The 25,615-nt window shown below is 70.9% G+C and carries 18 protein-coding genes; 13 read left to right on the top strand and 5 right to left on the bottom strand.

Annotated features, from left to right (window positions below; translation table 11 throughout):
- Nucleotides 1-141 precede the first annotated feature (141 nt).
- The gene (locus ACIBVQ_RS05415) at nt 142-1,086 is read right to left on the bottom strand and encodes a LysR family transcriptional regulator (protein WP_362771915.1); all 945 of its coding nucleotides are present in this window, start codon (nt 1,084-1,086) and stop codon (nt 142-144) included.
- A gap of 177 nt (nt 1,087-1,263) precedes the next feature.
- Between ACIBVQ_RS05415 and ACIBVQ_RS05410 the strand changes: the two genes are divergently transcribed.
- The gene (locus tag ACIBVQ_RS05410) at nt 1,264-1,683 is read left to right on the top strand and encodes a hypothetical protein (protein WP_352009425.1); all 420 of its coding nucleotides are present in this window, start codon (nt 1,264-1,266) and stop codon (nt 1,681-1,683) included.
- Nucleotides 1,684-1,687: 4 nt separating this feature from the next.
- Here the strand turns inward: ACIBVQ_RS05410 and ACIBVQ_RS05405 are convergent, their stop codons facing one another.
- The 4 genes from ACIBVQ_RS05405 to ACIBVQ_RS05390 all read right to left on the bottom strand — a co-directional run bounded on the left by ACIBVQ_RS05405 (nt 1,688) and on the right by ACIBVQ_RS05390 (nt 5,547).
- Nucleotides 1,688-2,890, bottom strand: coding sequence for a cysteine desulfurase-like protein (locus tag ACIBVQ_RS05405; RefSeq protein ID WP_399175791.1), 1,203 nt, complete (start codon nt 2,888-2,890; stop codon nt 1,688-1,690).
- Between the two features lie 105 nt (nt 2,891-2,995).
- Nucleotides 2,996-3,289 carry a hypothetical protein gene (locus ACIBVQ_RS05400; RefSeq protein ID WP_352009423.1) on the bottom strand — a complete coding sequence of 98 codons (294 nt, stop codon included), beginning with the start codon at nt 3,287-3,289 and terminating at the stop codon, nt 2,996-2,998.
- Nucleotides 3,286-3,624, bottom strand: a complete 339-nt coding sequence (locus ACIBVQ_RS05395; protein WP_352009422.1) for a hypothetical protein — start codon at nt 3,622-3,624, stop codon at nt 3,286-3,288. The genes ACIBVQ_RS05400 and ACIBVQ_RS05395 overlap by 4 nt, the downstream gene beginning before the upstream one ends.
- Nucleotides 3,625-3,843: 219 nt before the next feature.
- On the bottom strand, nt 3,844-5,547 hold the full coding sequence (locus ACIBVQ_RS05390) for an AMP-binding protein (RefSeq protein ID WP_399175788.1): 1,704 nt from the start codon (nt 5,545-5,547) through the stop codon (nt 3,844-3,846).
- A 72-nt stretch (nt 5,548-5,619) separates the two neighbouring features.
- On the opposite strand from ACIBVQ_RS05390, the gene ACIBVQ_RS05385 reads away from it, so the two are divergent.
- The 12 genes from ACIBVQ_RS05385 to ACIBVQ_RS05330 all read left to right on the top strand — a co-directional run bounded on the left by ACIBVQ_RS05385 (nt 5,620) and on the right by ACIBVQ_RS05330 (nt 25,441).
- Nucleotides 5,620-5,886, top strand: coding sequence for a hypothetical protein (locus ACIBVQ_RS05385; protein ID WP_399175786.1), 267 nt, complete (start codon nt 5,620-5,622; stop codon nt 5,884-5,886).
- Between the two features lie 188 nt (nt 5,887-6,074).
- Nucleotides 6,075-6,305: a DUF6289 family protein gene (locus ACIBVQ_RS05380; protein WP_362771909.1), complete on the top strand. Its 231-nt coding sequence runs from the start codon at nt 6,075-6,077 to the stop codon at nt 6,303-6,305.
- Nucleotides 6,306-6,759: 454 nt separating this feature from the next.
- The gene (locus ACIBVQ_RS05375) at nt 6,760-8,208 is read left to right on the top strand and encodes a DNRLRE domain-containing protein (RefSeq protein ID WP_399175784.1); all 1,449 of its coding nucleotides are present in this window, start codon (nt 6,760-6,762) and stop codon (nt 8,206-8,208) included.
- Nucleotides 8,209-8,380: 172 nt separating this feature from the next.
- Nucleotides 8,381-8,872, top strand: coding sequence for a MarR family transcriptional regulator (locus tag ACIBVQ_RS05370; protein ID WP_362916623.1), 492 nt, complete (start codon nt 8,381-8,383; stop codon nt 8,870-8,872).
- A gap of 382 nt (nt 8,873-9,254) precedes the next feature.
- Nucleotides 9,255-13,016: a nitrate reductase subunit alpha gene (locus ACIBVQ_RS05365; protein ID WP_399175781.1), complete on the top strand. Its 3,762-nt coding sequence runs from the start codon at nt 9,255-9,257 to the stop codon at nt 13,014-13,016.
- Complete coding sequence (narH, locus tag ACIBVQ_RS05360) at nt 13,016-14,641, top strand: nitrate reductase subunit beta (protein ID WP_386189796.1); 1,626 nt, start codon at nt 13,016-13,018, stop codon at nt 14,639-14,641. Before ACIBVQ_RS05365 ends, narH begins: the two co-directional genes overlap by 1 nt.
- Complete coding sequence (gene narJ / locus ACIBVQ_RS05355) at nt 14,638-15,264, top strand: nitrate reductase molybdenum cofactor assembly chaperone (RefSeq protein WP_386189797.1); 627 nt, start codon at nt 14,638-14,640, stop codon at nt 15,262-15,264. The genes narH and narJ overlap by 4 nt, the downstream gene beginning before the upstream one ends.
- On the top strand, nt 15,261-15,965 hold the full coding sequence (gene narI / locus ACIBVQ_RS05350) for a respiratory nitrate reductase subunit gamma (RefSeq protein ID WP_399175779.1): 705 nt from the start codon (nt 15,261-15,263) through the stop codon (nt 15,963-15,965). The genes narJ and narI overlap by 4 nt, the downstream gene beginning before the upstream one ends.
- 4 nt (nt 15,966-15,969) lie before the next feature.
- Nucleotides 15,970-16,683 carry a hypothetical protein gene (locus tag ACIBVQ_RS05345; RefSeq protein ID WP_399175777.1) on the top strand — a complete coding sequence of 238 codons (714 nt, stop codon included), beginning with the start codon at nt 15,970-15,972 and terminating at the stop codon, nt 16,681-16,683.
- Between the two features lie 508 nt (nt 16,684-17,191).
- A complete protein-coding gene (locus tag ACIBVQ_RS05340; protein WP_399175775.1) occupies nt 17,192-23,287 on the top strand; it encodes an RHS repeat-associated core domain-containing protein in 6,096 nt (2,031 codons plus the stop codon).
- A gap of 2 nt (nt 23,288-23,289) precedes the next feature.
- Nucleotides 23,290-23,712, top strand: coding sequence for a hypothetical protein (locus ACIBVQ_RS05335; protein WP_352009410.1), 423 nt, complete (start codon nt 23,290-23,292; stop codon nt 23,710-23,712).
- Between the two features lie 130 nt (nt 23,713-23,842).
- Nucleotides 23,843-25,441, top strand: a complete 1,599-nt coding sequence (locus tag ACIBVQ_RS05330; RefSeq protein ID WP_386189800.1) for an amidase — start codon at nt 23,843-23,845, stop codon at nt 25,439-25,441.
- Nucleotides 25,442-25,615: the final 174 nt, after the last annotated feature.

Here is a 25,615-nt window from a genome sequence, read left to right as displayed (position 1 = left end):
AAATCATTTTCCCCGGCCCCGGGCAAACATCAGGGCCGCACAGCGATCACACCATGTCAGGCGATTTACGTCAATGACGTACGAGCATTTCAGGCCACCTTTCACGAATATTCGCCAAGCAATTCACCTTGCCAATCGATGTCAATTTGAATTGCTTATCGGATGGCTGGTCTTGTATTGGTCGCGACGCTGCCGCTCTCCACCGGGAAGGCCGGTGAGAAACGGCCGGGAGGGCGGGACCTCGGCGAAGAAGGCGCGCAGGGTGTCGCCCGCGTACGCCTCGATCGCCGGATCGAGTCCCTGCCTGCTGAGCAGGCGCAGCCCGAGTGTGCCCTGCGGGGGCAGCTGGCGGACCTCCTCAAGTCCCGGCGGGACGCCGCACGCGGTCGGCATCAGGGCGACGCCGAGCCGCGCCCTGACCGCGGTGAGGACGCCCTCCAGATTGGCCGCCTCGGTGGTGATCCGCACGATCCAGCCGAGTCTCTCCAGCGCGCCCACGGCCTGCTGGCGCAGCCCGCAGGGCTCCTGGAAGGCGACGAGCGGCAGCGGCGCGCCGGGCGCGGGCGGAACCCAGTCCGGCGCGGCCAGCCAGCGCAGCGGCAGGGAGCCGACCTCCGTCCCTCCCACGTTGGCGACCGCGCCGAGGATCAGCGCCATGTCCACCGTCCCGCGCAGCGTCGCCTCGGCGAGGACCGTGCTGCGGTCCAGCCGGAACACCACGTCGCGTCCCGGCAGGGCGGACATCAGGACGGTGAGCAGGTCGGGCAGGACCGGGGAGGCCGCGTGCTCGACGGCCCCGACGGTCAGCGTCGGAACCGGCTCCGCCCCGAGCCTGCACATCGCCTCGTCGTGCGCGGCGAGGAGTCGCCGCGCCTCGGCCAGCAGCGCCTCGCCGGCCGCGGTGAACCTGGTCAGCCTGCCGGCCCGTTCGACCAGCGGACGTCCGACGACACGTTCCAGAGACCGCACGTGCTGGCTCACCGTGGGCTGGCTCGTCCGCAGCGCGGACGCCGCCCGGCCGAAGCCGCCACACTCCGCGATGGCAACAAAAGTACGCAGTTGCACAAGATCGAGCAATGCTCCCATGTTCCCATGATAAACCGAAAACCCACTTTATCTACCTAGAATGTTGGTTGTTGGGTCCGGAACCCGCCTGAACGGCCGAAACGCGGGCGCACGAGCCGCGCGGAGGCGGCCTTGAAAGAGAGGAAATCCGTCAGCTACGCTGACGATCAACTAAGCTGATGGATTGGAGCCCGCCGTATGTCCTCGACACCACCCGGCGAGATCGCGGCCCGCGCCGCCCTCGCGGTGACGGGCCTGGTCACCACGCTCCCCGTGTTCGCCCTGGTCAACCCGTCCATGCTGGGGTCGACCTACGGCGTGACCGACCCCGATCCCATGGTGCTGGCGCTGCTGCAGCACCGCGGCGTGCTCCAGCTCCTGCTGGGCGCCGCCCTGCTGTGGGCCGTCCTGTCCCCGCCCGTCCGGCTGGCCGCGTGCCTGGCCGCGATCCTCGCCAAGGCCGCCTTCCTCGGGCTCACCTTCCTCAACCCGGCGGCCCGGCCCGGCCTGTCGACGGTGAGCATCGTCTTCGACCTGGGCAGCATCGCCCTGCTGGCGTTCGTCGCCGTACGTGAGACGACCGCCCGGCGCGCGCAACCCGCCGGGACGGCCGCCTGAGAGCTCACCCGGCCAGTTCGCGCACGCCCTTCAGCAGCCGGTCGACGTCCTGCTCGTCGGTGTAGGGGGCGATCCCGGCGCGCACCGCGCCCGTGTCCCCCAGGCCGAGCCTGCGGGAGCACTCCAGCGCGTAGAAGGAGCTGGCGGGCGCGTTGACCCCGCGTTCGCCCAGCAGCCGGTAGGTGTCGGCGGGCGTGACCCCGCCGACGGTGAACAACGTGGTCGGGGTGCGCTCGCGCCCCGGCGCGCCGTACGTCCGCACCCCGCCGATCTCGGCCAGGCCCGCCTCAAGCCGGTCGAGCATGGCCCGTTCGTGCCCTTCGAGCGCGGCCATCGAGCGGGCGAGCCGCGCGCGCCTGTCCCCCTCGCCCGGCACGAGGTCCGCCAGGAAGCCGACCGCCGCCGTCGTGCCCGCCAGCAGCTCGTACGGCAGTGTGCCCAGCTCGAACCGCTCGGGCACGGCGTCACTGGCGGGCAGCAGCTTGTCGGGGTTGATCGTCTCAAGCAGCGCCGGGTCCGCGGCGAGCACGCCCAGGTGCGGGCCGAGGAACTTGTACGGCGAGCAGGCGTAGAAGTCGGCGCCGAGCGCCCCCACGTCGATCAGACTGTGCGGCGTCAGGTGCACCCCGTCCACGTAGACCAGCGCCCCGGCCTCGTGCGCCCGCGCGGCGATCGCCGCGACGTCGGGACGGGTGCCCAGCAGGTTCGACGCGGCCGTGACGGCGACGAGCCTGGTGCGCTCGGTGAGCAGGTCCGCGACCGCGGCGACGGGCAGTTCCCCGCTGTCCGGGTCGAAGTCGGCGCGGCGAACCGTGACGCCGCGCGCCAGGGCGGCCTGCTCCCAGGGCCGGATGTTGGCGTCGTGGTCGAGTGTGGTGACCACGACCTCGTCGCCGGGACGCCACTCCTTGGCCAGCGCGCGGGCCATGTCGTAGGTCAGCTGCGTCATGCTGCGGCCGAAGACGACGCCCTCCGGCGTGGCCGCGAGCAGGTCGGCCATCGCCCGGCGGGCGCCGGTCACGATCGCGTCGGCGCGGCGCTCGGCCGCGGTCATGACTCCCCGGTTGGCGACGGCGGAGCGCAGCGTCCCGGCCACCGCCTCGGCGACCACACCGGGGGTCTGCGAACCGCCCGGCCCGTCGAAGTGCGCCGCTCCCTCCGCCAGCGCGGGGAAGTGCGCCCGTACCGCCGTCACGTCGTATGCCACAGGGCCTCCAGGCTCGTTCCTCGGACAGCCGGTCGCCGTGTGGACCGGCCCCCCGGACAGACTTCCCCGGACGGCCGTCTCCGACTCCTCACCTGGGGCCCCGGGTCAGGGATGCTCGTGCCGTACGTGTGCCTCCTCGGGCCGGTCGCGCCGCAGCCTGTCGTGGAAGCGGCGGATCAGCCTGGCGGCTCCCGCCGGGTCTCCGGTCGTGTGGTACCTCCACCGGTCGCGTTCCCCGACCCACCGGAACCACTCAGGCCCGGCCCACACGATCAGCCCCGGGGCGAGGCTGAGCATCGGATCGCCGGAGCTCGTCGCGAACACGTCGTGCTCCTCGGTCTCGACCCCGGCCGCGCGCAGCTCCCGCCGCAGGTCGGCCAGCGCTCGCTCGGCCCTCACCGCGCCGCCCGCGCCGGTGCCTGACTCGGTGGCCTGTCCCTCGGCTCCCCATGGAAAGGGATGTGCTCCGCGTGGCGCCCGCCGTACGGCGCCTCGGGTCCGGGAGAGGCGGCCCGCGCGGCGAGGTACTCCATGTGCCTGACCGTGCTCTCCAGCTCCTGCGGGGTCGAGGCCTCGACGTGGGGTGTGGCGGCCAGGTGTCCCGCCGTGGGCATCGCCCAGAAGCTGTGGGTGTGCAGGCCGTACCAGATCGTCCAGTTCGGCAGCCGCAGGGCCAGCTCCCGCGCCGCCGCCACGTTGCCCGCCGTTCGCTCGTCCGTCGTTCGTCCGTTCACCGCGCGCTCCCACCTCCGCCGAAGAAACCACCGACTTCCTCAGAGAGGTCGCGCGACCGTCCGTGCCGGGTGGCAGCCGGGGGGGGGGGGGGGGGGGGCGGCCCCCCCCCCCCCCCCGCCCCCGGACCAGGCACTGTTCGTGAACGGGTGACATGTTTGTCCACTCCCGGTCACTGTCCCGGTCACCCTCACCGTCGCCGGGGCGGGGTACGGCGGGCCTCAGGAACGCAGTTCGGGGAACTGGTCGTCGCGCCACTCGCCGGAGGATCCGCCCCCGGCCGCGTCCCGTTCCGCGCGTCCCCTCAGCTCCACACGGCGGATCTTGCCGGAGACCGTCTTCGGCAACCCGGAGAACTCCAGGCGCCGTACCCGCTGGTACGGCGCCAGCCGCTCGCGGGCGTGACGCAGGATGGCCAGCGCGGTCTCCCTGTCCGGCTCCCACCCGGCCGCCAGCGTGACGTAGGCCTTCGGCACGGCCAGGCGCAGCTCGTCGGGCGCGGGCACCACGGCGGCCTCGGCGACGGCCGGATGCTCGATGAGCACGCTCTCCAGCTCGAAGGGGGAGATCTTGTAGTCGGAGGCCTTGAACACGTCGTCGGTGCGGCCGACGTAGAAGATGTAGCCGTCCGCGTCGCGGGAGGCGACGTCTCCGGTGTGGTAGTAGCCGCCCGCCATGGCCTCGGCGTTGCGCGTCTCGTCGCCCCGGTAACCGGCCATCAGCGAGACGGGCCGCTCGCCCAGGTCGACGCAGATCTCCCCCTCCTGGGCGCGCTCGCCGGTGACGGGATCGACCAGAACCACCGGGACTCCGGGCATGGGCAGTCCCATCGAGCCGGGCTTGACCGGTTCACCGGGCACGTTGCCGACCGAGAGCGTGGTCTCGGTCTGCCCGAAACCGTCGCGGATCGTCAGCCCCCAGTGGCCGCGGACCTGCTCGATCACCTCGGGGTTCAGCGGTTCCCCGGCGGAGACCACCTCCCGCAGCCGCCCCGGCCCGCCCGACAAATCAGCTTTTATCAGCATCCGCCAGACGGTCGGCGGTGCGCAGAACGTCGTCACCTCCGCCCTGCAGATCTGCGCGAGCAGCGCGCCCGCGTCGAACCTGCCGTAGTTGTGCACGAAGATCGTCGCCTCGGCGATCCAGGGTGCGAAGAAGCAGCTCCAGGCGTGCTTGGCCCACCCGGGGGAGCTGATGTTCAGGTGCACGTCCCCCGGCCGCACGCCGATCCAGTAGGCCGTCGTCAGGTGACCGACCGGATAGGAGACCTGGGTGTGCTCGACCAGCTTCGGCCTGCTCGTGGTACCCGAGGTGAAGTACAGCAACAGCGGGTCGTCCGGCATGGTGCCCGGATGCGCCGCCGGGGGCGCGTCGAGGGTGTGGGCGTCACGGTAGGCGACCCAGCCCGCCGGGGCGCCGTCGGCGCAGATCCTGACGTAGGTCCCCTCGATCCCGTCGAACTTGGGGGTGTCGGCGGCGTTGGCGATCACGTACCGGGCTCCGCCCCTGCCGATGCGGTCGGGCAGGTCGCCCGGGCCGAGCGCGGTGGTCGCGGGCAGGATCACCGCGCCCAGCTTCATCACCGCCAGCATCGACTCCCACAGCTCGATCTGGTTGTCGAGCATGAGCATGACGCGCTCCCCCCGGCGAACCCCCTGGGCCGCCAGGAACGCCGCGACCCGGTCGGAACGCCGGGCCATCTCGTCGAAGGTGTAGCGGGCCTCGGAACCGTCCTCCTCGACGATCCACAACGCCGTACGGCCGTTGCCGCGCGCGATCGCGTCGAACCAGTCGACCGCCCAGTTGAAGGGGCCCTCGAACCGGGGCCAGGTGAAGCGCCGCACCGCCTCCGCGTGCTCCCCGCCGCATCCCAGCAGCAGGTCACGCGCCTGACGATAGATCTCCGTGTTACCGCTTTTCCCCATCGCACGACTCCTCTCTGCGGCACCTTACTCCGGGCGGCGCTCGACACCGTTTCCGAAACAAAGGGCTTTTTCGTGAACCGGCCGGCGAGCGCCGGCGTCATCGTGCGGGAGGCCCCAGACAGGAACCGCGGTCTTGAGGTCGCCTCGGCCGGGGCGGTGAAGACCCTGTTCAGGACCAGGTACGGCGGCGTCGGCCACATCTTCCAGGGATGCGAGTCCGAGCGTGGCGGGCAGCGGTGCGCCTACTCCTACGAGGGCGGCGCCATGTTCATGCACGCGCGCAGGCTGTCGGCGGGGTCGGGGTACTGGATCGACTCGATCGACTACGTCGCGGACTGATTTTCGGACATCGCCGTCCCGGCACCACGACTGTCGGGACGGCCTCATCCATGAGACCTCCGGTTGCCGGTTCACCGTCCCTCGCACACCCTGGCAGTGATCCATGAGGGATCCGTGAGGCCTCCGCCGTCCGCCATCGGGGCCTTTTCGTTCCACGCCCTCCCACGAACAGGAAGGACCCCCCAACGATGCGCCGCGTGCTCCTCGTCACCGCGTTCGCCGCTCCCCTCCTCGCCCTTCTCCCCGCCGCCCCGGCCCAGGCCATGCCCTGCGGGATGGGCCGCAGCTGCAGCACCACCTACTACTCCGACGACTCGCTCACCACCGCGGTCGGCGGCGAGTGGACCGACTGCTACGGCTACACCGCGAGCTGGGGGGTCTGGAGCGGTCACAGCACCTACCACGAGAGCGACTGCTGACAGTCCGCGGGGCCGTACGTCCGGGAAACGGGGGTGCGGCCCCGCGCGTTCCGCGTCGCGGAAGGAAACGGATACACCGGTGTGACGTGCGCCACACTGCACTAATGTCCTTATTTTTCAGTACTTATTCGTGATAGTTATTTGGGCCAACGGGGATCTTGCTTCATCGCAGAAACGGGGAACCATGCTCGCACCCACGACGGGACACCCTCACCAAGGGTGATCACACCGGTTCGCTCGGCGAACCGGCCGCCTTCCTCCCTCTTCACACCGACGCCACGGGGCAAGAAACGGCGCCGGTGAATCCCATGCCGGAGGAATCCGTAACCGCCCGCCGTTTCCAGGGGAAATGACGGGCGCCCGAACTCCACGCGACCCGTCACGGTCGGTGTGAACGCGTTTTCCGTGCGAAAAGGCATTCCCGTCGAATGTTCGCTCACGACATAGGACGCACATGCGCATTTCTCTTGGGGGTTCCCTGGGCCGGCTGGCCCTGGGCGTGACGACGGTGGCCGCTCTCACCGGCGGGACGGCCGTCCAGGCCCTGGCCGCGCCGGGCGCAGGGCAGCCGCAGACCGTGGCCGACGACGACGCTCGGGACGCCGTCGAGCAGGCCGCCGCGGAGCAGGCCGCCTCGCTGGGGCGGGCCGTCCCCGTGCCGGGTCTGACCGACGAGACCAGCACCACCGTGGCCAACCCCGACGGCAGCTTCACCTCCACGATCACCTCCGGCCCCTCGCAGGTCAGGCGGAACGGCCAGTGGGTGGCCGTCGACACCGACCTGGTCGAGGAGGGCGGGGCGCTCAGGCCGCGCGCGGCGCGGGCGGACGTCAGGATCTCCGGCGGCGGCGACGGGCCGCTGGCGACGCTGACGGACGACGCGGGACGCGTGTTCTCCCTGCAGTGGCCCAAGCCGCTGCCCAAGCCCGTCGTCAAGGGGAACGTCGCGACGTTCACCGACGCCGCCGGACCCGCCGCCGACCTCGTCGTGACCGCGCTGCCCACCGGTTTCCGGCACGACGTGGTGCTGCGGGAGCGGCCCTCTGGCCCGCTCGAACTGCGCATCCCCGTCCAGACCACCGGGGTCGCGCTGTCGGAGTCCCCGGCGGGACGGCTGCTGCTGACCGACACCGAGGGCGCGGACAACGGCGAGGTCGTCGCCTCGGCGTCGCAGCCGCTGATGTGGGACTCGCGCGGGCACGGCAAGCCCCGCGGTAAGGCGGTCTCGGTGATCGACACGAGGGTCGAGACGGAGAACGGCTCGACGACCCTGGTCCTCAAGCCGGACCAGGCGTTCCTGTCCAACCCCGCGACCGTCTACCCGGTGACCGTCGACCCGACGACCACCCTGCCCATCGAGGCGGACACCGACGTCGCGACCTCCTGGAACTCGCACCCGGGCGACGTCCTGATCATCGCCGGGACGATGCTGAAGGAGGACCAGAGCGGAAGCGACGTCATGCGCTCCCTGCTGAAGTTCGACACCCACGCGCTGAACAGGAAGAAGGTCCTGTCGGCCCGGCTCGGGCTGTGGAACGTCGAGACCAGCGCCTGCGGCAGGCGGGTCGGCTCGGGCCTGACCGTTGAGCGCCTCACCGGCGCCTGGAACGAGCACAACCTGACCTGGGCGAACAAGCCCCCGGCGACCTCGGCGGGCGCCACGACCAACCGTGAGGGTCGCGGCCGTACCTGGACCGCCCCCTGCCGCCGCGGGGCGGGCTACCTGCGCTGGGAGGTGACCTCCATCGCCCGCGCCTGGGCCGCCGGCGCCCCCAACCACGGCGTCCAGTTGCGCAGCGCCAACGAGGCCGAGGCCAACAACTGGCGTGCGTTCGCCGCCTCGGAGAACAAGGAGGAGGGCGTCGGGCAGCCGACGCTCACCGTCACCTACCGGCGGCACTGACCTCTCGCCGACCCCTTTCACCGACCCAGGACCGGCCCCGGCGGGCGGGCGCGACGCGCTCACCCGGCGGGGCCGGTCCGCGTACACGGTCGTGCGGACGGCCCGGGCTCAGTACGGTCTAAACAGAGGGCGTCGCCACGGGGGCGGCGAACCGTACAGCGAAAGGGCGCGCATGACCACCGAAGCGATCCACGGCGGCGGCGACGAGCTTCCCTCCGGCGAGGAGAGCGATTCGGCCTGGGTGGTCGAGGAGGCCTCCCTGGTCCTGGTCGAGGTGACGCTCAACGCGGTGGCCGAGATGAGCGACCTGTCGCTCACCCAGCTTCGGGTGCTGCTGGCGGTCGACCGGCACGGCCCGCTCAACCTCAGCACGCTCGCCGCCCACCTCAGCATGTCGATCTCGGCCACGGGCCGGATGGTCGACCGGCTCGACGGCGCCGGGCTGCTGACCCGTTTCCCCGCCCCGCACAGTCGCCGTGAGATCCGCATCGAGACCGCCGAGCGGGGCCGGGAGACGCTGCGGCGGCTGCGCTCGGCCCGTCGCAGGCGCATCGGCGCGGCGCTGGAGCGGCTGACGCCCGGGACGCGGCAGGCCCTCGCCCGGGGGCTGCAGGAGTTCACCGCGGTCGCGCAGGACGAGGACGATACCGACCTTCTCTCCTGAAGCTCCGTTTTCCCCATGACAGCCCCACGCATCCAGCCATAAAGGCCCGTTCGCGACGGCCCACATCAATGACTCATTTTCCTTCCTCATATCCACCTGACGTGCAGAAAACCCCGCAGACGGCCCTCCCGGCGACCCTTTCCGTCGTTCCGGAGGACCGTCTCGCGCGTTTCGGGCCCGAAAGAATCGACATGCCGAGCAGGCGGATTCCCCCGTTAACCATCGCATGATAGAAACACTTTCCTTGACGAAAGTGTTGCCCGGCTGCTGACTCCGGTTGTTTCCATGCGGCAATGAGGCCGCCACCGACAGCGGGCAGCTCCACACAGTGAACATCAGGAGCGGCGCGGGCGTGATGACGCATGCCCGCCGAGGGGGTTCCATGGTTCCTCGGACAGCGCGTGACAGAACCGACCGGGCGGCGGCAGCCGCAACGGAGATGCTCCTCCAGGCGGGCAGGTTGCTGCACCGCTCGGAGACAACCCCCGACCTGCGGGCCGTCTTCCGCGGCGACCAGGCAGTCAACGACGCCCCCTACCGGAAGCGATGGGCGCACGACAAGGTGGTGCGCTCGACCCACGGGGTGAACTGCACCGGGTCGTGCTCCTGGAAGGTGTACGTGAAGGACGGGCTGATCACCTGGGAGACCCAGCAGACCGACTACCCCTCCGTGGGCCCCGACCGGCCGGAGTACGAGCCGAGGGGATGCCCGCGCGGGGCCTCCTTCTCCTGGTACACCTACTCTCCGACCAGGGTCCGCCACCCGCACGCCCGTGGCGTCCTGGTACGGATGTACCGGGAGGCCAGAACCAGGCTCGGCGACCCCGTCGCGGCCTGGGCGGAGATCACCTCGGACCCGGAGAGACGGCGGCGCTACCAGTCGGCGCGCGGCCAGGGCGGGCTGGTGCGGATCGGGTGGGAGGAGGCGCTGGAGATCGCCGCCGCCGCGCACGTCCACACCATCATGAAGTACGGCCCCGACCGCGTCGCGGGCTTCTCCCCCATCCCCGCCATGTCGATGGCCTCGCACGCGATCGGCGCGCGTTTCATGTCGCTCATCGGCGCCCCCATGCTGTCCTTCTACGACTGGTACGCCGACCTGCCGGTGGCCTCGCCCCAGGTCTTCGGGGACCAGACCGACGTGCCCGAGTCGGCCGACTGGTGGGACGCGGCCTACCTGATGCTGTGGGGGTCGAACGTCCCGGTCACCCGCACCCCGGACGCGCACTGGATGGCCGAGGCCCGCTACCGGGGCCAGAAGGTCGTCGTGGTCTCGCCCGACTACTCGGACGCGACGAAGTTCGCCGACGAGTGGCTGCACCCGCACCCGGGCACGGACGGCGCGGTCGCCATGGCGATGGGACACGTGATCCTGAACGAGTTCTTCGTCGAGCGCACCGTGCCGTACTTCACCGACTACGTCAGGCGCTTCACCGACCTGCCGTTCCTGGTCGCGCTGGAGGAGCACGAGACGGGCGGATACGTGCCCGGCAAGTTCGTCACCGCCGCCGACCTGGCACCGGACGGCGCCCCAGAGGGCAGCGCCCCAGGGGACGGGGCCGCGGTGAACGCGGCCGACCGGTGGCGGCCGGTGCTCCTCGACGCGGTCACCGGTGAGCCGGTCGCGCCCAACGGCACCCTCGGCGAACGCTGGAGCGAGGAGGGCGCGGGCCGGTGGAACCTGGACCTGGGCGCGGTCGAGCCGCTGCTCAGCCTCCACCCGCCGCAGGGCGGCGAGACCGCCGAGATCCTGCTGCCCCGCTTCGACTCCGGCCTCGACGAAGGCGACGGGGAGACGGGCGCGGTACGGCGCGGGGCGCCGGTGCGGCGGATCGGCGGACGCCTGGTGACCACCGTCTTCGACCTGCTCCTCGCCCAGTACGGCGTGCGCCGCCCCGGCCTTCCCGGACGGTGGCCGGACGGCTACGACGACGCCGACTCCCCCTGCACCCCGGCCTGGCAGGAGCGGATCACCTCGGTCCCCGCCGAACGGATCACCCGGATCGCCAGGGAGTTCGCCACGACCGCGGAGAAGACCCGGGGCCGGGCGATGATCGTGATGGGCGCGGGCACCAACCACTGGTTCCACTCCGACACGATCTACCGCTCGTTCCTCTCACTGCTGCTGCTGACCGGCTGCCAGGGCGTCAACGGCGGCGGGTGGGCGCACTACGTGGGCCAGGAGAAGGTACGGCCGCTGGCCGGATGGCAGCAGCTGTCCACGGCCGCCGACTGGGTGCGTCCCTCACGGCAGATGGCGGGCACACCGTACTGGTACGTGCACACCGACCAGTGGCGCTACGAGCGTTTCTCCGCCGACGCGCTGTCCAGCGCGACCGGGCGGCGGCTGTTCGCGGGACGGCACACCGCCGACCTCGTCGCGCAGTCGGCCAGGCTCGGCTGGATGCCGTCGTATCCGACCTTCTCCGCCAACCCCCTGGAGCTCGGGGCCAGGGCGCGGGCCAGTGGGAAGGACCCGGCGCTGTGGGCGGCCGAGGAGATCGCGGCGGGCAGGGTCGGCTTCGCCTGCGAGGACCCGGACGCGCCGGAGAACTGGCCGAGGGTGCTGACGGTGTGGCGGGCCAACCTCATCGGCTCCTCCGCCAAGGGCAACGAGTACTTCCTGCGGCACCTGCTCGGTGCTCCCGACAACGCCACCGCCCAGGAGGCGCCCCCGGGCGACAGGCCCCGCGAGGTGGAGTGGCGCGACGAGGCGCCGCGCGGCAAGCTCGACCTGCTGCTCTCGCTGGACTTCCGGATGACCTCGACCACGTTGTTCTCCGACCTGGTGTTGCCCGCCGCGACCTGGTACGAGAAGCACGACCTGTCCAGCACCGACATGCACCCGTACGTGCACGCCTTCTCCCCGGCCATCAGCCCGCCCTGGCAGGCCCGCACCGACTTCGAGATCTTCCACGGTCTGGCGCGCAGGTTCTCCGAGCTGGCCGCGGGGCGGCTGGACGTCGCCCACGACCTGGTCGCCACCGCGCTGCAGCACGACACGCCCGGTGAGACGGCCCAGCCCGGCGGCCGCGTCCCCGACTGGCGCGGCGGCGACGTCCCCGCGCGACCGGGCCACAACCTGCCCGCGCTGACCCTCGTCGAACGTGACTACACCGCCGTCGCCGCCAAGCTCGCCTCCCTCGGCCCGCTGCCGGAACAGGTGGGCCTGACGGTCAAGGGCGTCACCGTCGGCACCGCGCCCGAGGCGCGCTGGCTGACCGCGCGCTGCGGGCAGGCCGGGGACGGCCCTGCGGCGGGCAGGCCGCTGCTGGACAGCGACGTCAAGCTGTGCGAGGCGATCCTGGCCCTGTCCGGCACCACGAACGGGCGGGTCGCCGCCGAGGGCTTCACCAGGCTCGGCGAACGCTGCGGCCCCGGCTCCGGCATGGCCGAACTGGCCGCCTCCGTCGCCGAGCGCAGGGTGGTCTTCTCCGACACCCAGGACCGTCCCGTGCAGGTCGGGGCGAGCTTCGAGTGGTCGGGCAAGGAGGCCCCCGACCGCCGCTACGCGCCGTTCACCGTCAACGTCGAGCACGCCAAACCGTGGCACACCCTCACCGGGCGCCAGCACTTCTACCTCGACCACGACTGGATGGCCGAGCTGGGCGAGCAACTCCCGGTCTACCGGCCGCCGCTGGACACGGCGGCCCTCGGCGAGTACGGCGGGACCCACGAGGGGGATCTCGCGGTGACCGTCCGCTACGTCACCTCGCACTCCAAGTGGTCCATCCACTCCGAGTACCAGGAGAACCTGCTGATGCAGACCCTGGCCAGGGGCGGCCCCGTCATCTGGGTCAGCGTCGAGGACGCCCGGGCCGCCGGGATCGCGGACAACGACTGGATCGAGGCGGTCAACGCCAACGGCGTCGTCGTCGCCCGCGCCGTGGTCTCCCACCGGATGCCGCAGGGCACCGTCTTCATGTACCACGTGCAGGAACGCCTGGTGAACGTGCCGAAGTCGCAGGCCACGGGGCGCCGGGGCGGCGTGCACAACGCCCTCACCAAACTGCTGATCAAACCGACCCACCTCATCGGCGGGTACGGCCAGCTGTCCTTCGCGCCCAACTACTACGGGCCGACCGGCAACCAGCGTGACGCGGTGACCGTCATCCGCCGCCGTTCCCAGGAGGTGCAGTACTGATGCGCGTGATGGCTCAGATCGCCATGGTGATGAACCTGGACAAGTGCATCGGCTGCCACACCTGCTCCGTCACCTGCAAGCAGACATGGACCAACCGGGCGGGCACCGAGTACGTCTGGTTCAACAACGTCGAGACCCGTCCCGGGCAGGGTTACCCCAGGGGCTACGAGGACCAGGACAGGTGGAAGGGCGGCTGGCGGCTGCGCAACGGCAGGCTGGTGCCGCGTTCCGGCGGCCGGGTCAGGCGCCTGAGCCGGCTGTTCGCCAACCCCGAACTGCCGCTGCTCGACGACTACTACCAGCCGTGGACCTACGACTACGAGAACCTCATCAACGCCCCGCTGGGCGACGACGTGCCCACGGCCGCGCCCCGTTCGCTCATCGACGGCTCCCCGACGGCCGTCACCTGGGGGCCCAACTGGGACGACGACCTGGGCGGCGGCCCCGAGCACCTGGCGGGCGACCCGGTGCTGCGCAGGGTCAGCCAGGAGGTGCGGCTGGAGTACGAGCGCTCCTTCATGTTCTACCTGCCGCGCATCTGCGAGCACTGCCTCAACCCGTCCTGCGTGGCCGTCTGCCCCTCCGGCGCGATGTACAAGCGGCTTGAGGACGGCATCGTCCTGGTCGACCAGGACAGGTGCCGGGGCTGGCGGATGTGCGTCAGCGGCTGCCCGTACAAGAAGGTGTACTTCAACCACGACAGCGGCAAGGCGGAGAAGTGCACACTGTGCTACCCGCGGATCGAGGCCGGGGCGCCGACCGTCTGCTCCGAGACGTGCGTCGGCAGGCTGCGCTACCTCGGGGTGATGCTCTACGACGCCGACCGGGTCGGTGAGGCCGCCGCGACGCCCAGGGAGGAGGACCTCTACCCGGCCCAGCTCGACTGCTTCCTCTCTCCCGACGACCCCGAGGTGGTCGCCGCCGCTGAGGCGGCGGGCATCCCGCACGACTGGATCCTGGCCGCCAGGCGCTCCCCGGTGAACGCGCTCATCACCCGTTACCGGGTCGCGCTGCCGCTGCACCCGGAGTACCGGACCATGCCGATGGTCTGGTACGTGCCGCCGCTGTCCCCGGTGGTGGACGCGCTGGCCGGGACCGGCAACGACGGGGAGGACGCGGACAACCTCTTCGGCGCGATCGACGCGCTGCGCATCCCGCTGGAGTACCTGGCGGGGCTGTTCACCGCGGGCGACACCGCCCCGGTCGAGGCGGCGCTGCGCAGACTCGCGGCGATGCGCTCGCACATGCGGGCGCTCAACCTCGGCGAGGAACCGGACCCCACGGTCGCGGAGGACGTCGGGATGCGGCCCGGGGAGATCGAGGAGATGTACCGCCTGCTCGCCCTGGCCAAGTACGACGAACGGTACGTCATCCCCACCGCCTACGCCGCGGGCGCGGGGCGGGCCGACGCGGCGGCGGGGTGCAGCCTGGACGGACCGGGCGGCCCCGGCATGACGGAGGACATGTTCGCGGGGATGAGGGCGGGAGCGGACACCGCCGCCTTCCACGCGTCACCGATCCCGGACGGCGGCGACGAGCGGAGCGGGCGGTTCAACCTGTTCGGCTGGGACGGCAGGGGCCGGCCCGACGGCCTGTTCCCACCCCGCAGAGGAGAGGCCGGATGAACCACGCCGTCGTCCACCAGGCCGCCTCCCTGCTGCTCGCCTATCCTGGTCCCGACTGGCCCGGCCACCTCGACCTGGTAGGACGGGCCCTGGCCGTCGTCCCGACACCGCCCGCCCGCCTCCTGCTGCGCTTCCGCGACCACGTGCGGGAACAGGACACCCTCGACCTCGCCGCCCGGTACGTCACGACCTTCGACCGCAGCGGCCGCCGTACCCTGCACCTGACCTACTACACCGACGGCGACACCAGACGGCGGGGCGCCTCCCTCGCCGAGATCAAGGCGCTCTACCGCGCCAGCGGCTGGCGGCCGGAGGAGGCGGAACTACCCGACTTCCTGCCGCTGATGCTGGAGTTCGCGGCCCGCTGCCCCGAACGGGGCGGGCCACTGCTGCGCGGGCACCGGGCGGCGCTCGACCTGCTGTCCGCCGCCCTGCACAAGTACCGCAGTCCCTACGCCGACGTGCTCGACGCCGTACGCGCGACCCTGCCTCAGGCGAGCGCGCGGGAACGCCGGGCGGTGGGCGAGATCGCGCAGGCGGGGCCGCCCTCCGAGAGCGTCGGCCTCGACCTCACTCCCTATCCAACGGTCACTCAGCACTCCAGCCAGGGAGCCCGCCGGTGAGACATCTGCAGATCGCGTTGTGGGGCGTACTGCCCTACCTCGTCCTCGTCCTGTTCGTCGCGGGCAGCGTCTGGCGCTACCGCTACGACCGCTTCGGGATGACCACCCGATCAAGCCAGCTGCACGAGAGCCGCCTGCTGCGCGTGGCGGGGCCGCTCTTCCACTACGGCCTGCTGTTCGTCATCGCGGGCCACCTCGTCGGGCTGCTCGTCCCCGAACGGCTGACCGAGGACATGCACATCACCGAGTCCCTCTACCGCGCGAACGCGCTGTTCGTCGGCGGCCTGGCCGAGGTCGCCGCCGTCTGCGGGCTCGCCCTCCTGATGTGGCGAAGGCTGCGGGTCAGTGCCGTCAGGCAGGCCGGCGTCCGTGGTGACCGCCTGGTCTATCCGGTGCTGGCCACCGTCCTGCTCGCCGGGGTCGCGGCCACCCTGATCGGGGCGAGGACGGGCTCCTACGACTACCGGCTCGGGGTCTCGGTGTGGTTCAGGAGCCTGTTCGAGCTGGAGCCCGACGTGCCCGCCATGGCGAACGCCCCGCTGCTCTTCCAGGTGCACACCCTGCTCGGCATGGCCCTGTTCGCGCTGTGGCCGTTCAGCAGGCTGGTGCACGCCTTCGGCGTCCCGCTGGGTTATCTGGTGCGCCCCTATGTCGTCTATCGGTCGCGGGCCACGCTCGCGGGCCGGGGCGGGACGCGCTGATCCCATGACCACCTCACCCCTCCCCGCCCCGGTCGCGCTGGTCTCGGTCAGGATGCCCATGACCGTCACCCCCCACCTGCTGACCCGGACCCCCCACCCGCCGAGTGGACCGACCACCTTTCTCGTCACGTTGGGCCTGCTGCGCACCCACTGGCAGCTCCTCGCCCTCATGCTCGCCGTGGCCGTCGCCACGGCCGTGCTCCTCACCGTCAACCGCCAGGCCAGGCGTCCCCGCCTCCTGACCCCCACCGCCGAGCTGCTCACCTTCCTGCCCGCGGAACCGTCCTCGGCCTCGTCGCCGCTCCCGTCGGCCCTGGCGGCCCCGGCGCCGAGGACGGTGCGAAAGAAAAAGGACAACAGCCTGCCTCCGGTCAAGGAGACCGCGGCACGGCGGGCCGCGGAGATCCTGGTGACGACGATGCCCACCCCGCTGTGGCCGATGGCCAGGGCCAGGGCCGTACGGCTGCTCGCCCGGGGGGACTCCGCCCGTGAGGCGGAGGTCCGCCGCCGCCTGAACCTGTCGCGGACGGCCCTCACGGAGGCCGCCCCCGCCGAGACGGAGACCGTCCACCGCGCCGTCGTCGAGCAGTGGAGCCTGGCGTTCACCGTCACCCGGGAGAAGGACTCCCACGCCTGCGCCCTGCTGCACGCCTTCAGCGACACCTTCGCCCATCTGCTCGTCACCGCCGTCCCCAGACGGGACCCCGACCCCCGCTGAGGGCACTTCCGGCACCCGCGCCCACCCGGTCGTGGGTGCCGGGAAGTGGATCGCGGCGGCCGTACCCGGCGGTGGACAGGGTGAGCGCGGGGTGCGTCCCGGTGGCGCGGAAAGCCAAGGAAGGCGCCATGTTTCCGCGTCACACGGAATACGCGGAGCGTGAGCAAGGATCAGGTCGGCCGATCTTTCCGATTGATTAGGGAAGATCCCCGGAATTGCATCGCACCAGGCCGGAACCGTTGATCACGTTTTCCCCGCATTAACGACCTGCTCGGCGCAGCGAATTCGGGCTCTATAACAAAACGTCATCGGCGAAACAAAGCCATTGCAGTGCACAATGCCGAATGATTCCCTCGTTGGCGTACCTGGATAGCTGATTCTTCCGCTGCCGGTCCCTCCACGGGGGAGGTTTTGGGCAATGCCCGCCATCGGTCGACTTCGTCATGCCCGAATTCTGATTCCACTTGTCGTCTCGACGCTCGTCGCGTCATTTCTCACGGTACCGGACGTGCCTCCCGCGATTGCCGCGCCGCCACCGGTTCCGCAGGCCAGGCCCGGTCCCGGCCCCGTCGAACGCCCCCTGCCCAGGGGGATACGCCCGGACAGGGCGTTCAAAGCGGGTGAACGGCCTCCGGTCGTACCCCTGGGTGCGAAGGCCGCGGGCCAGCCGGTCAGGGTCAGCGGGGAACGCTGGACGTCCCTCACCGGAAAAACCGCGAGAAAGGCCGTGGACGACGGGTTCACCGATCTGTCGCTGCGTCCGGGTTACGTGCTGGGCGACACCTCGCTGGTGACCTACTTCAACGTCGGCCAGGCCGATCCCTCGTGGGCGGCGGCGCGGGTGCGGCTGTACGACGCCCAGTCGCAGACCGAGCAGACCTCCACCCTGGTTCAGCGCCCCGACCTGCAACGGTCCTACTGCGGCGGCGCGGGCGACCTCTGCCGTTCCTTCGGCGCCGCCGACGGCTGGACGCTGGAGACCGGCAGGGAGTACTTCGTCACCGTCGCCGCGGTCTACGACGACGGCCGCGAGGTGGTCTCCGCCCCGTCGGACCGCTCGGTCCCGCGCGAGACCGTGGACCCGCCGCCGGTCCCGAACGAGCAGGCCTCCGGCTGTGGGTGCGGCAACGCGCTGGCGCTGACCGCCGCGGGCCAGGCCTCCAGGGCGCTGGGCGTCAACACCGGCACGGGTGCCTTCGTGCGGACCGAGCGCGACCTGGCGATGGCCTCCTACGGCCCGCAGTTCGTCTCGGCGCGCACCTACTCCTCGATGAACCGGGGGGCGAGCCCTCTCGGTCCCGGCTGGGCCTGGTCCTACGACATGCGGGTGAGCGTGGGCGAGGACGGCGTGGCCGTGGTACGCGCCGAGGACGGCGCCCAGGCCCGCTACACCCCCGCCGCAGGCGGCGCCTACAAGCGCCCGCCCGGCGTGCGCTCCACCCTGCGCGGAACGGCGGACGGCTGGGAGCTGACCACACCACGGCAGGTGCGCTACGGCTTCGACGGTCGGGGACGTCTCGTCTCGATCCGCAACGCCCGTGACGTCGGGGTACGGCTGGCCTACGAGGGGCTCGGGGTCAACATCACCGACGCCTCGGGCCGGGTGGTCTCGGTGCGGATCGAGGGCGGCCTGATCCGGGAGATCAAACTGCCCGACGGCCGCAACGTGAACTACTTCTACACCGACGGACTCCTGACCTCGGTGATCGACGCCCGCGGGTTCACCTGGAGGTACCGCTACCACGCCACCACCCTGCTGTCGCAGGTGGTCGACCCGCACAACGTGGCGATCATCTCCAACGACTACGGCACCGACGGCCGGGTGACCGCGCAGCGCGACGGCCTGGGCAAGCAGACCACCTTCGCCTGGGACGCCGCCAAACAGGAGGCCACCACCACCGACCCCGACGGGGTGGTGCTCTGGGACGGCTACCGGGGCAACACGCTGGTGTACTCCCAGCGCGGCACCGGCGACTCCGACAACCACCGCTACGACCGGGAGCTCAACCGCGACCTGGTGGTCAACGGCAAGCAGCACCAGCACGAGGCGACCTTCGACGCCAACGGCAACCGCCTGCAGACCAAGGCGCCCCAGCCGCTCGGCTTCTCCGAGAAGACCCGGTTCGACGAGCGCAACAACCCCACCACCCACACCGACGCCAACGGCCAGGTGTGGAAGGACACCTACAACGAGTTCAACGAGCTGGTGCGCAGCGAGGACCCCGAGGGCCACGCCATCACGCACACCTACGACTCCCGCGGGTTGCGGACCTCGACGACCGACCAGCGCGGCAAGGTGAGCCACTACGAGTACCTGCCGCAGGGCGACCCGAACGCCGGACTGCTCAAGGCGGCGATCTCCCCCGCCGGGCGGCGCGGCGAGGTCGTCTACGACGCCACCGGGCGTCAGACCGCCACGGTCGACCCGCGCGGTACCGTACCCGGTGGCAACCGGGCGGCCTACACCACCCGTTACGCCTACGACGCCCAGGACCGGGTGACCAGCACCCTTGAGCCGGGCAAGAACGGCGCCTGGCGCAGCGGGTTCGACGAGACCGGCCGCCTGGTGCGCAGGCAGACCCCGACCGAGGCCACAACCGACTACCTCTACTTCGCCAACGGCCTGCTCAAGACGGTCGACGACTCCCGGCGCACCACCACCTACACCTACACCGACGCCGGACGGCGGGCCTCGACGCAGGCGCTCCTGCGTACCAGGGCCCCCATCACGACCACCTACGGCTACGACGGCAAGGGCCTGCTCAAGACCGTCACCTCGCCGCGCGGCAACGAGCCGGGCGCCAACCCGGCCGACTTCACCACCACCTACTTCTACGACGCCGACGACAACCCGATCCGGGTACGGCACCCCTATCCCGGCGGCGGGTTCACCGAGCGCGACATCAAGGTCGACGCTCTGGACCGGACCACGAACAGGACCGACGAGCTGGGCAAGCAGTCGGCGTTCGGACGCGACAACAACGGCCAGGTCACCTCCACCACCGACGCGCTCGGCCGCAGGACCACCATGGGTTACGACCGCAGCGGCCGGCAGACCGAGATCAAGGACCCGGCGGGCAAGACCACCCGCACCGAGTACGACGCGGCGGGCAACCGGATCAAGGAGACCAACGCCGAGGGCGGCGTGACCACCTGGAGATACGACGACGACGGCCTGCTGACCGGCGTCACCGAACCGCGGGGCAACGTCGAGGGCGCCGACCCCGCCCGATTCACCACCCGCTACGAGTACGACCAGGCGGGCAACCAGGTCAAGTCCGTCGACCCGCTCGGCAACACCACGGCCGCCGTCTACGACGCGAGCAACCGGGTCGCCTCGGTCACCGACGCCAAGGGACGCACCACCTACCGGACCTACCGGGAGGACGACCTCCCGGCCACGGTCCACACTCCGGAGACGCCCTACAACCCGAACGACCCGACGGCCCGCTCCACCGTCTACACCTACAGCACCGACGGGCTGCTGGAGTCGGTGCGCGACCCGCTGGGCCGCTACACCCGGATGTCCTACGACGACGCCGGACGCCTGATCACCAAGGCCGATCCGCTGTCGCGGCGGGTCGAGGTCACCTACGACGCCGAGAGCAACCCGCTGACCGCGATCACCGTCAACGGTCCCGAGTGGGTCAGCCCCGAGGAGCGCCTCAAGCGGACCGTCGTCAACACCTACGACATCCTGAGCCGCCGTACCAAGACGGCACTGGGCTCGCAGGGGCCGGCCTACACCTTCGGTTACGACGCCAAGGACCGCACCACCTCCTACGGTGACCCCACCGGGGTGCGGGAGGTCGGCTACGACGACGAGGACCAGATCCTCAAGGTGACCCGCAAGACCGCTGGCCAGGCCGACGAGACCTTCTCCTACGGCTACGACGAGCGCGGCAACATCACCTCCCGCACCTATCCCGACGGCACCGCGGTCACCTTCGCCTACGACGGTGACGGCAGGCAGACCGAGCAGAAGGTGACCGGCGGCACCGCGGGCGCGGGCGCCGAGTGGCGCTTCGGCTACGACGTGGCAGGGCGGCGCACCAGCACCACCCTGCCCGGCGGCACGGGCCTGACCGAGAGGCGGGCCTACGACGACGCCGGACGGTTGACCCGCATCGCCACCGCGAACGGCGACGCCGATCCGGTCTCGGCCTTCGACCTCACCCTGGACCAGGTCGGCAACCCCACCAAGGTCGTCACCACGCGCGGCACCGCGAGTGAGTCGGTTTCCTACGCCTACGACACGGTCGACCGGGTCACCTCTGCCTGTTACTCGGCCACGAGCTGCGCCACCGGCTCGCAGATGGCCGGGCGGATCGACTACACCTACGACCTGGTCGGCAACCGCCTCAGCCAGAAACGCACCGGTACGGCGGGCAACGACACCACCGTCTACGCCTACGACGAGGCCGACCAGCTGACCCGCGAGACCGTGACCCGGCCCGGCTCCAGCGTCGCCCGCGACTTCGCCTACGACGTCAACGGCAACCAGATCCGCGCGGGCGCCGACCGGTTCGAGTACAACCTCGACAACAGCCTCGCCAAGGCCACCGTCAACGGCAACTCCACCACCTTCGCCTACGACGCCACCGGCCTGCGCCTGTCGGCGACCAGCGCTGGAGCCGGTGGCACCGTCTCGGCGATCCAGCGCTGGAGCTGGGACGTCAACGGCACCCTGCCGCAGATCGCGCTGGACACCACCGTCAACGCGGGCGGCGCCGTCGTCGAGAGGCAGGGCTTCACCTACGGCCCCGAGGACGAGCCGCTGGCCCTGCTGACCGGCGGCGCGCACTCCTACACCCACGACTGGCTCGGCGGCGTCGCCAACATGGTCTCGCCGACCGGCCAGATCGAGGCGGGCTACGACTACGACCCGTTCGGCAACCCCCGCACGGGCACCACCCTGTCCGCCGGAGTCACCGGGCGGGCGACCCCGCCACCGGGAGGGGCCGGAGCCGCCGGGCGGAGCGGAGCCGGCGCGCCCGAACGGAGCGTCGCGGCGGGCCCGGACAACCCGCTGAGGTTCACCGGCGCCTACCAGGACAGCACGACCGGCGACGGCAACTACTACCTGCGCGCCCGCAACTACAACCCCGGCACGGGCCGGTTCAGCAGCGTCGATCCCATGCCCACGGGTGCCGGCGCCACCTCCGCCTACACCTACGCCTCCAACAACCCCCTCGTCTACACCGACCCCACCGGCATGGTGAACGCGGCTGCGGACGGCGGCGGCAGCGGTACCGCCCCCGGCCAGGAGGCCGAGTCCGGGCCCAGCCCCGAGGACGTCGCCAAGGCCCAGCAGTTGCAGAACAAGAGCGTGCTGGACGTCATCCTGGAGGCGGGCGGCCAGATCCTCATGGAGATCATGGGGATCAACGACATCGTCAACTGCCTCAACGGCGACATCGGCTCCTGTGTGATGGCCGTGATCGGGGCGCTGCCCTGGGGCAAGATCTTCAAGGCCAAGAAGATCGCCGAGGCGATCTGGCGGGCGGGCAAGGCCGTCTTCGCCTTCTTCGAGGAACTCAAGTGGGCCAAGGCCATCCTGCGCGGCGCGGAAAAGGCGGCCGAGGCGGCCAAGGCCGCGGCCGCGAGGGCGGCCAGAGCGGCGGCGGAGAAGGCCGCGGCGGCCAAGGCGGCGGCCGAGGCCTACGCCAAGAAGGTCGCCGCCGAAGCGGCCGAGAGATCCAAAGCCCTCGCCGCCAAGGCCAAGGCCAAGACGAAACCCAAGGCCGCGTCGGAGAGGCCTCGTCTCGACAGGCCGAGCTGCAAACCCGGCAACAGCTTCGTCGCCGGTACATCCGTGCTCATGGCCGACGGCACCGTCAAACCCATCGAAAAAGTCGACCTCGGCGAACAGGTCGTCGCCACCGACCCGGAGACCGGCCAGACCACGGCCAAACCGGTCGTACGACTGATCGTCGGCGAGGGCGAAAAGAACCTGGTCCGCGTCACCGTCGACACCGACGGCGACAGGGGATCGGCCACCGGCCAGATCGCGGCGACCGACGGCCACCCGTTCTGGGTCGAGAGCGCACGCAAGTGGCTCAAGGCCGGCGAACTCCAGCCCGGCATGTGGCTGCGCACCAGCGCGGGCACCCACGTCCAGGTCACCGCGCTCAAGAAGTGGACCGCCCACGAACGCGTCCACAACTTCACCATCGCCGACATCCACACCTACCACGTGGTTACCGGCGGCACCTCGCTCCTCGTCCACAACGACGGCTGCGACTTCATCGGCCCCAAGGACCATGTGGCGCTCGGGAGACGTGACTTCAAACTGAACGAGTTCTCGGAGAAGGTCGGCGCGCGCAATCTCCTCGGAGCGCCAAGCGCGACGTGGCGGGACGAGGTCCAGTCGGCGATCGCCAGGGCCGGACGCGGCGAGGGCGAGATCTCGTTCATGCTGGACGGTCTCCCCGGCGCCAACCGTGGGCCCGCGAAGGCACTGGAGATCGCCAAGAACACCAACTCTCGTGACCTGCTGCACACCCAGTGGGAGCTGTTGCAGGTGGACGCTGCGGGCATCATGGATCAAGTCAACTTCTTCCGCTGGAACCGTAGGCTCAACGACTGGGCTGGTGTGGGATGAACGTGTCGATCGAGAACGGACGGCTCCCGCTCGTCCTGCCGGGGCGGTTCAAGCCCTGGGCGATCGAGGTGGGGCACGGCAAGGTGCTCCTGCGAGGCTTCGACGGCGACCCCGAGGGCGAGGAGAGACCGAGAGTGTTCGACGTCCTGTTCCAGGATGTCTCACGGATCTCCCTGCCCGCCCTCCACTCAGGTTTGCGCCTCACCGTCGCCGATCCCGAGGTGACACGCTCGGAGGAGCGCCGGGTCGGAGAGAACTGGGGAAAGGCGAGGATGTTCCTCCTGGACCCGGACAGAAACTCCGACTACGTGGTCGCGGGGTTCGTGTTCTGGGCGGAGGTGCTCGTCGGTGGCGGCTCGCCGAGCCCTCTCCTGGCTGAGGAACCGGCTGAGGGGTCGATCAGGGGAGCCGTCCACCGTCTCTGAGAGGTCGCGGTCCGCGAGATCCTCCTCTCGCGGACCGCGGTCCGTCAGCCCATCACAGCGGCCCCTGTCCGGCAAAAGTATGAACCGGAAACATTTTCCTCAGAAAGCATGATCGCTACGCTGGTCGTCCATGACTTTCACGCATTCCACGCGATGGCTGGCGGCGGCGACACTCGTCGCCGGGCTGTCCGTGGCCGCACCGGCACACGCCCACGAGGCGGCCGTACCCCCGTCGAGCACCGTCCTGCGCGGCCTGGACCTGGACCGCGCGACCGTCCTGGACATGCAGCGCGCCATGAACCAGAAGCGCTTCGACTCGGTGGCGCTCACCCGCTTCTACCTCGACCGGATCCGTACGGTCGACCCGTTGCTGCACGCGGTCATCTCGACCAACCCCGCGGCGCTGCGGGAGGCCAAGCAGAGCGACCTGCGGCGGCGCCAGGGCGCGCGCGGCCCCCTTGAGGGCATCCCCGTCCTGCTCAAGGACAACATCGCCGCCACCGGACGCGCGAGCGCCGGTTCGCTGGCGCTGCTCGGCTCCCGCCCGGCCCGTGACGCCTTCCTGGTCCAGCGGCTGCGCGCGGCGGGCGCGGTGATCCTCGGCAAGACCAACCTGTCCGAATGGGCCAACTTCCGTTCCAGCGCCTCCTCAAGCGGGTGGAGCGCGGTCGGCGGCCAGACCAACAACCCCTACGTCCTGGACCGCAACCCCTGCGGGTCGAGCAGCGGTTCCGGGGTCGCCGCCGCCGCGAGCCTGGCCGCGGTCACCATCGGCACCGAGACCGACGGCTCGATCGTCTGCCCGGCCGGCATCAACGGCGTCGTCGGGGTCAAACCGACGGTCGGCCTGGTCAGCCGCGCCGGAGTGGTGCCGCTCTCCCTGGCCCAGGACACCGCGGGCCCGCTCACCAGGAACGTCACCGACGCGGCCGCCGTGCTCTCCGTCATCCAGGGGGTTGACCCGCGCGATCCGGCCACCGTGCCGGGCGGCAACCGTGACTACCTCAAGGCGCTGCGGCCGGACGCGCTCGCCGGCAAGCGCATCGGCGTCTGGCGTTCGGCCGCGGGGAACAAGCGGGAGGTGGTCGCCGCCCTGGACGCCACCATCGCCACGCTCAGGGCGCGCGGCGCGACCGTGGTCGACAACCTCGAACTGACGGGGACGGACGAGGCGGCCGAGCAGGAGTTCCCGGCTCTGACGAACGAGTTCAAGCACGACGTCAACGCCTATCTGGCCGAGGCCCCCGGGAAGCACCCGGCGGACCTGGCCGGGCTGATCGAGTTCAACAAGAAGCACGCCTCGACCGAACTCCGCTACTTCGGGCAGGAGCTGTTCGAGCAGGCGCAGGCGACCAGCGGCGACCTGAACGACTTCGAGTACCGCGCCGCGAGGGAGAAGGCGACCTCGCTCTCCCGTGACGCGATCAACTCCGTGATCTCCGCCAACCGGCTCGACGCGGTGCTCGCCCCGACCAACAACGGGGCCTGGGTGACCAATCTGACCAAGGGTGACGACTTCACCGACTTCGTCGCCACCTCCTCGCCCTCGGCCATGGCGGGCTACCCGGCGGTCACGGTCCCCGGTGGATACGCCAAGGACGTGCTGCCGCTCGGCGTGACGTTCTTCGGCGGCCGTTTCTCCGAGCCGACGCTGATCGCCATCAGCTACGCGTTCGAGCAGGCGAGCCAGGTGCGCAAGCCGCCGACCTACCTGCGGACGCTGCCCTGACCGGGGCCCTTTCCTGCTGACGGCCGCACCCCGCGGACGGGTCTCCGCCCGTGGGGTGCCCTCCGGAAATCCCGACTCTGAGACTAGGATTTTCGATCCTAGGGAAAACACTCCGCTTCTCGTCCGTCTCGGGGGATGAGACCGTTTCGGCCGTGTCCCGGTGCGCGGGCGCAC

The organism is Streptosporangium sp. NPDC049376 (genome assembly GCF_044466505.1).
Classification (GTDB): Bacteria; Actinomycetota; Actinomycetes; order Streptosporangiales; family Streptosporangiaceae; genus Streptosporangium.
Note: the sequence above shows the minus strand (reverse complement) of the source record. Positions and strands in the feature narration are given on the sequence as shown.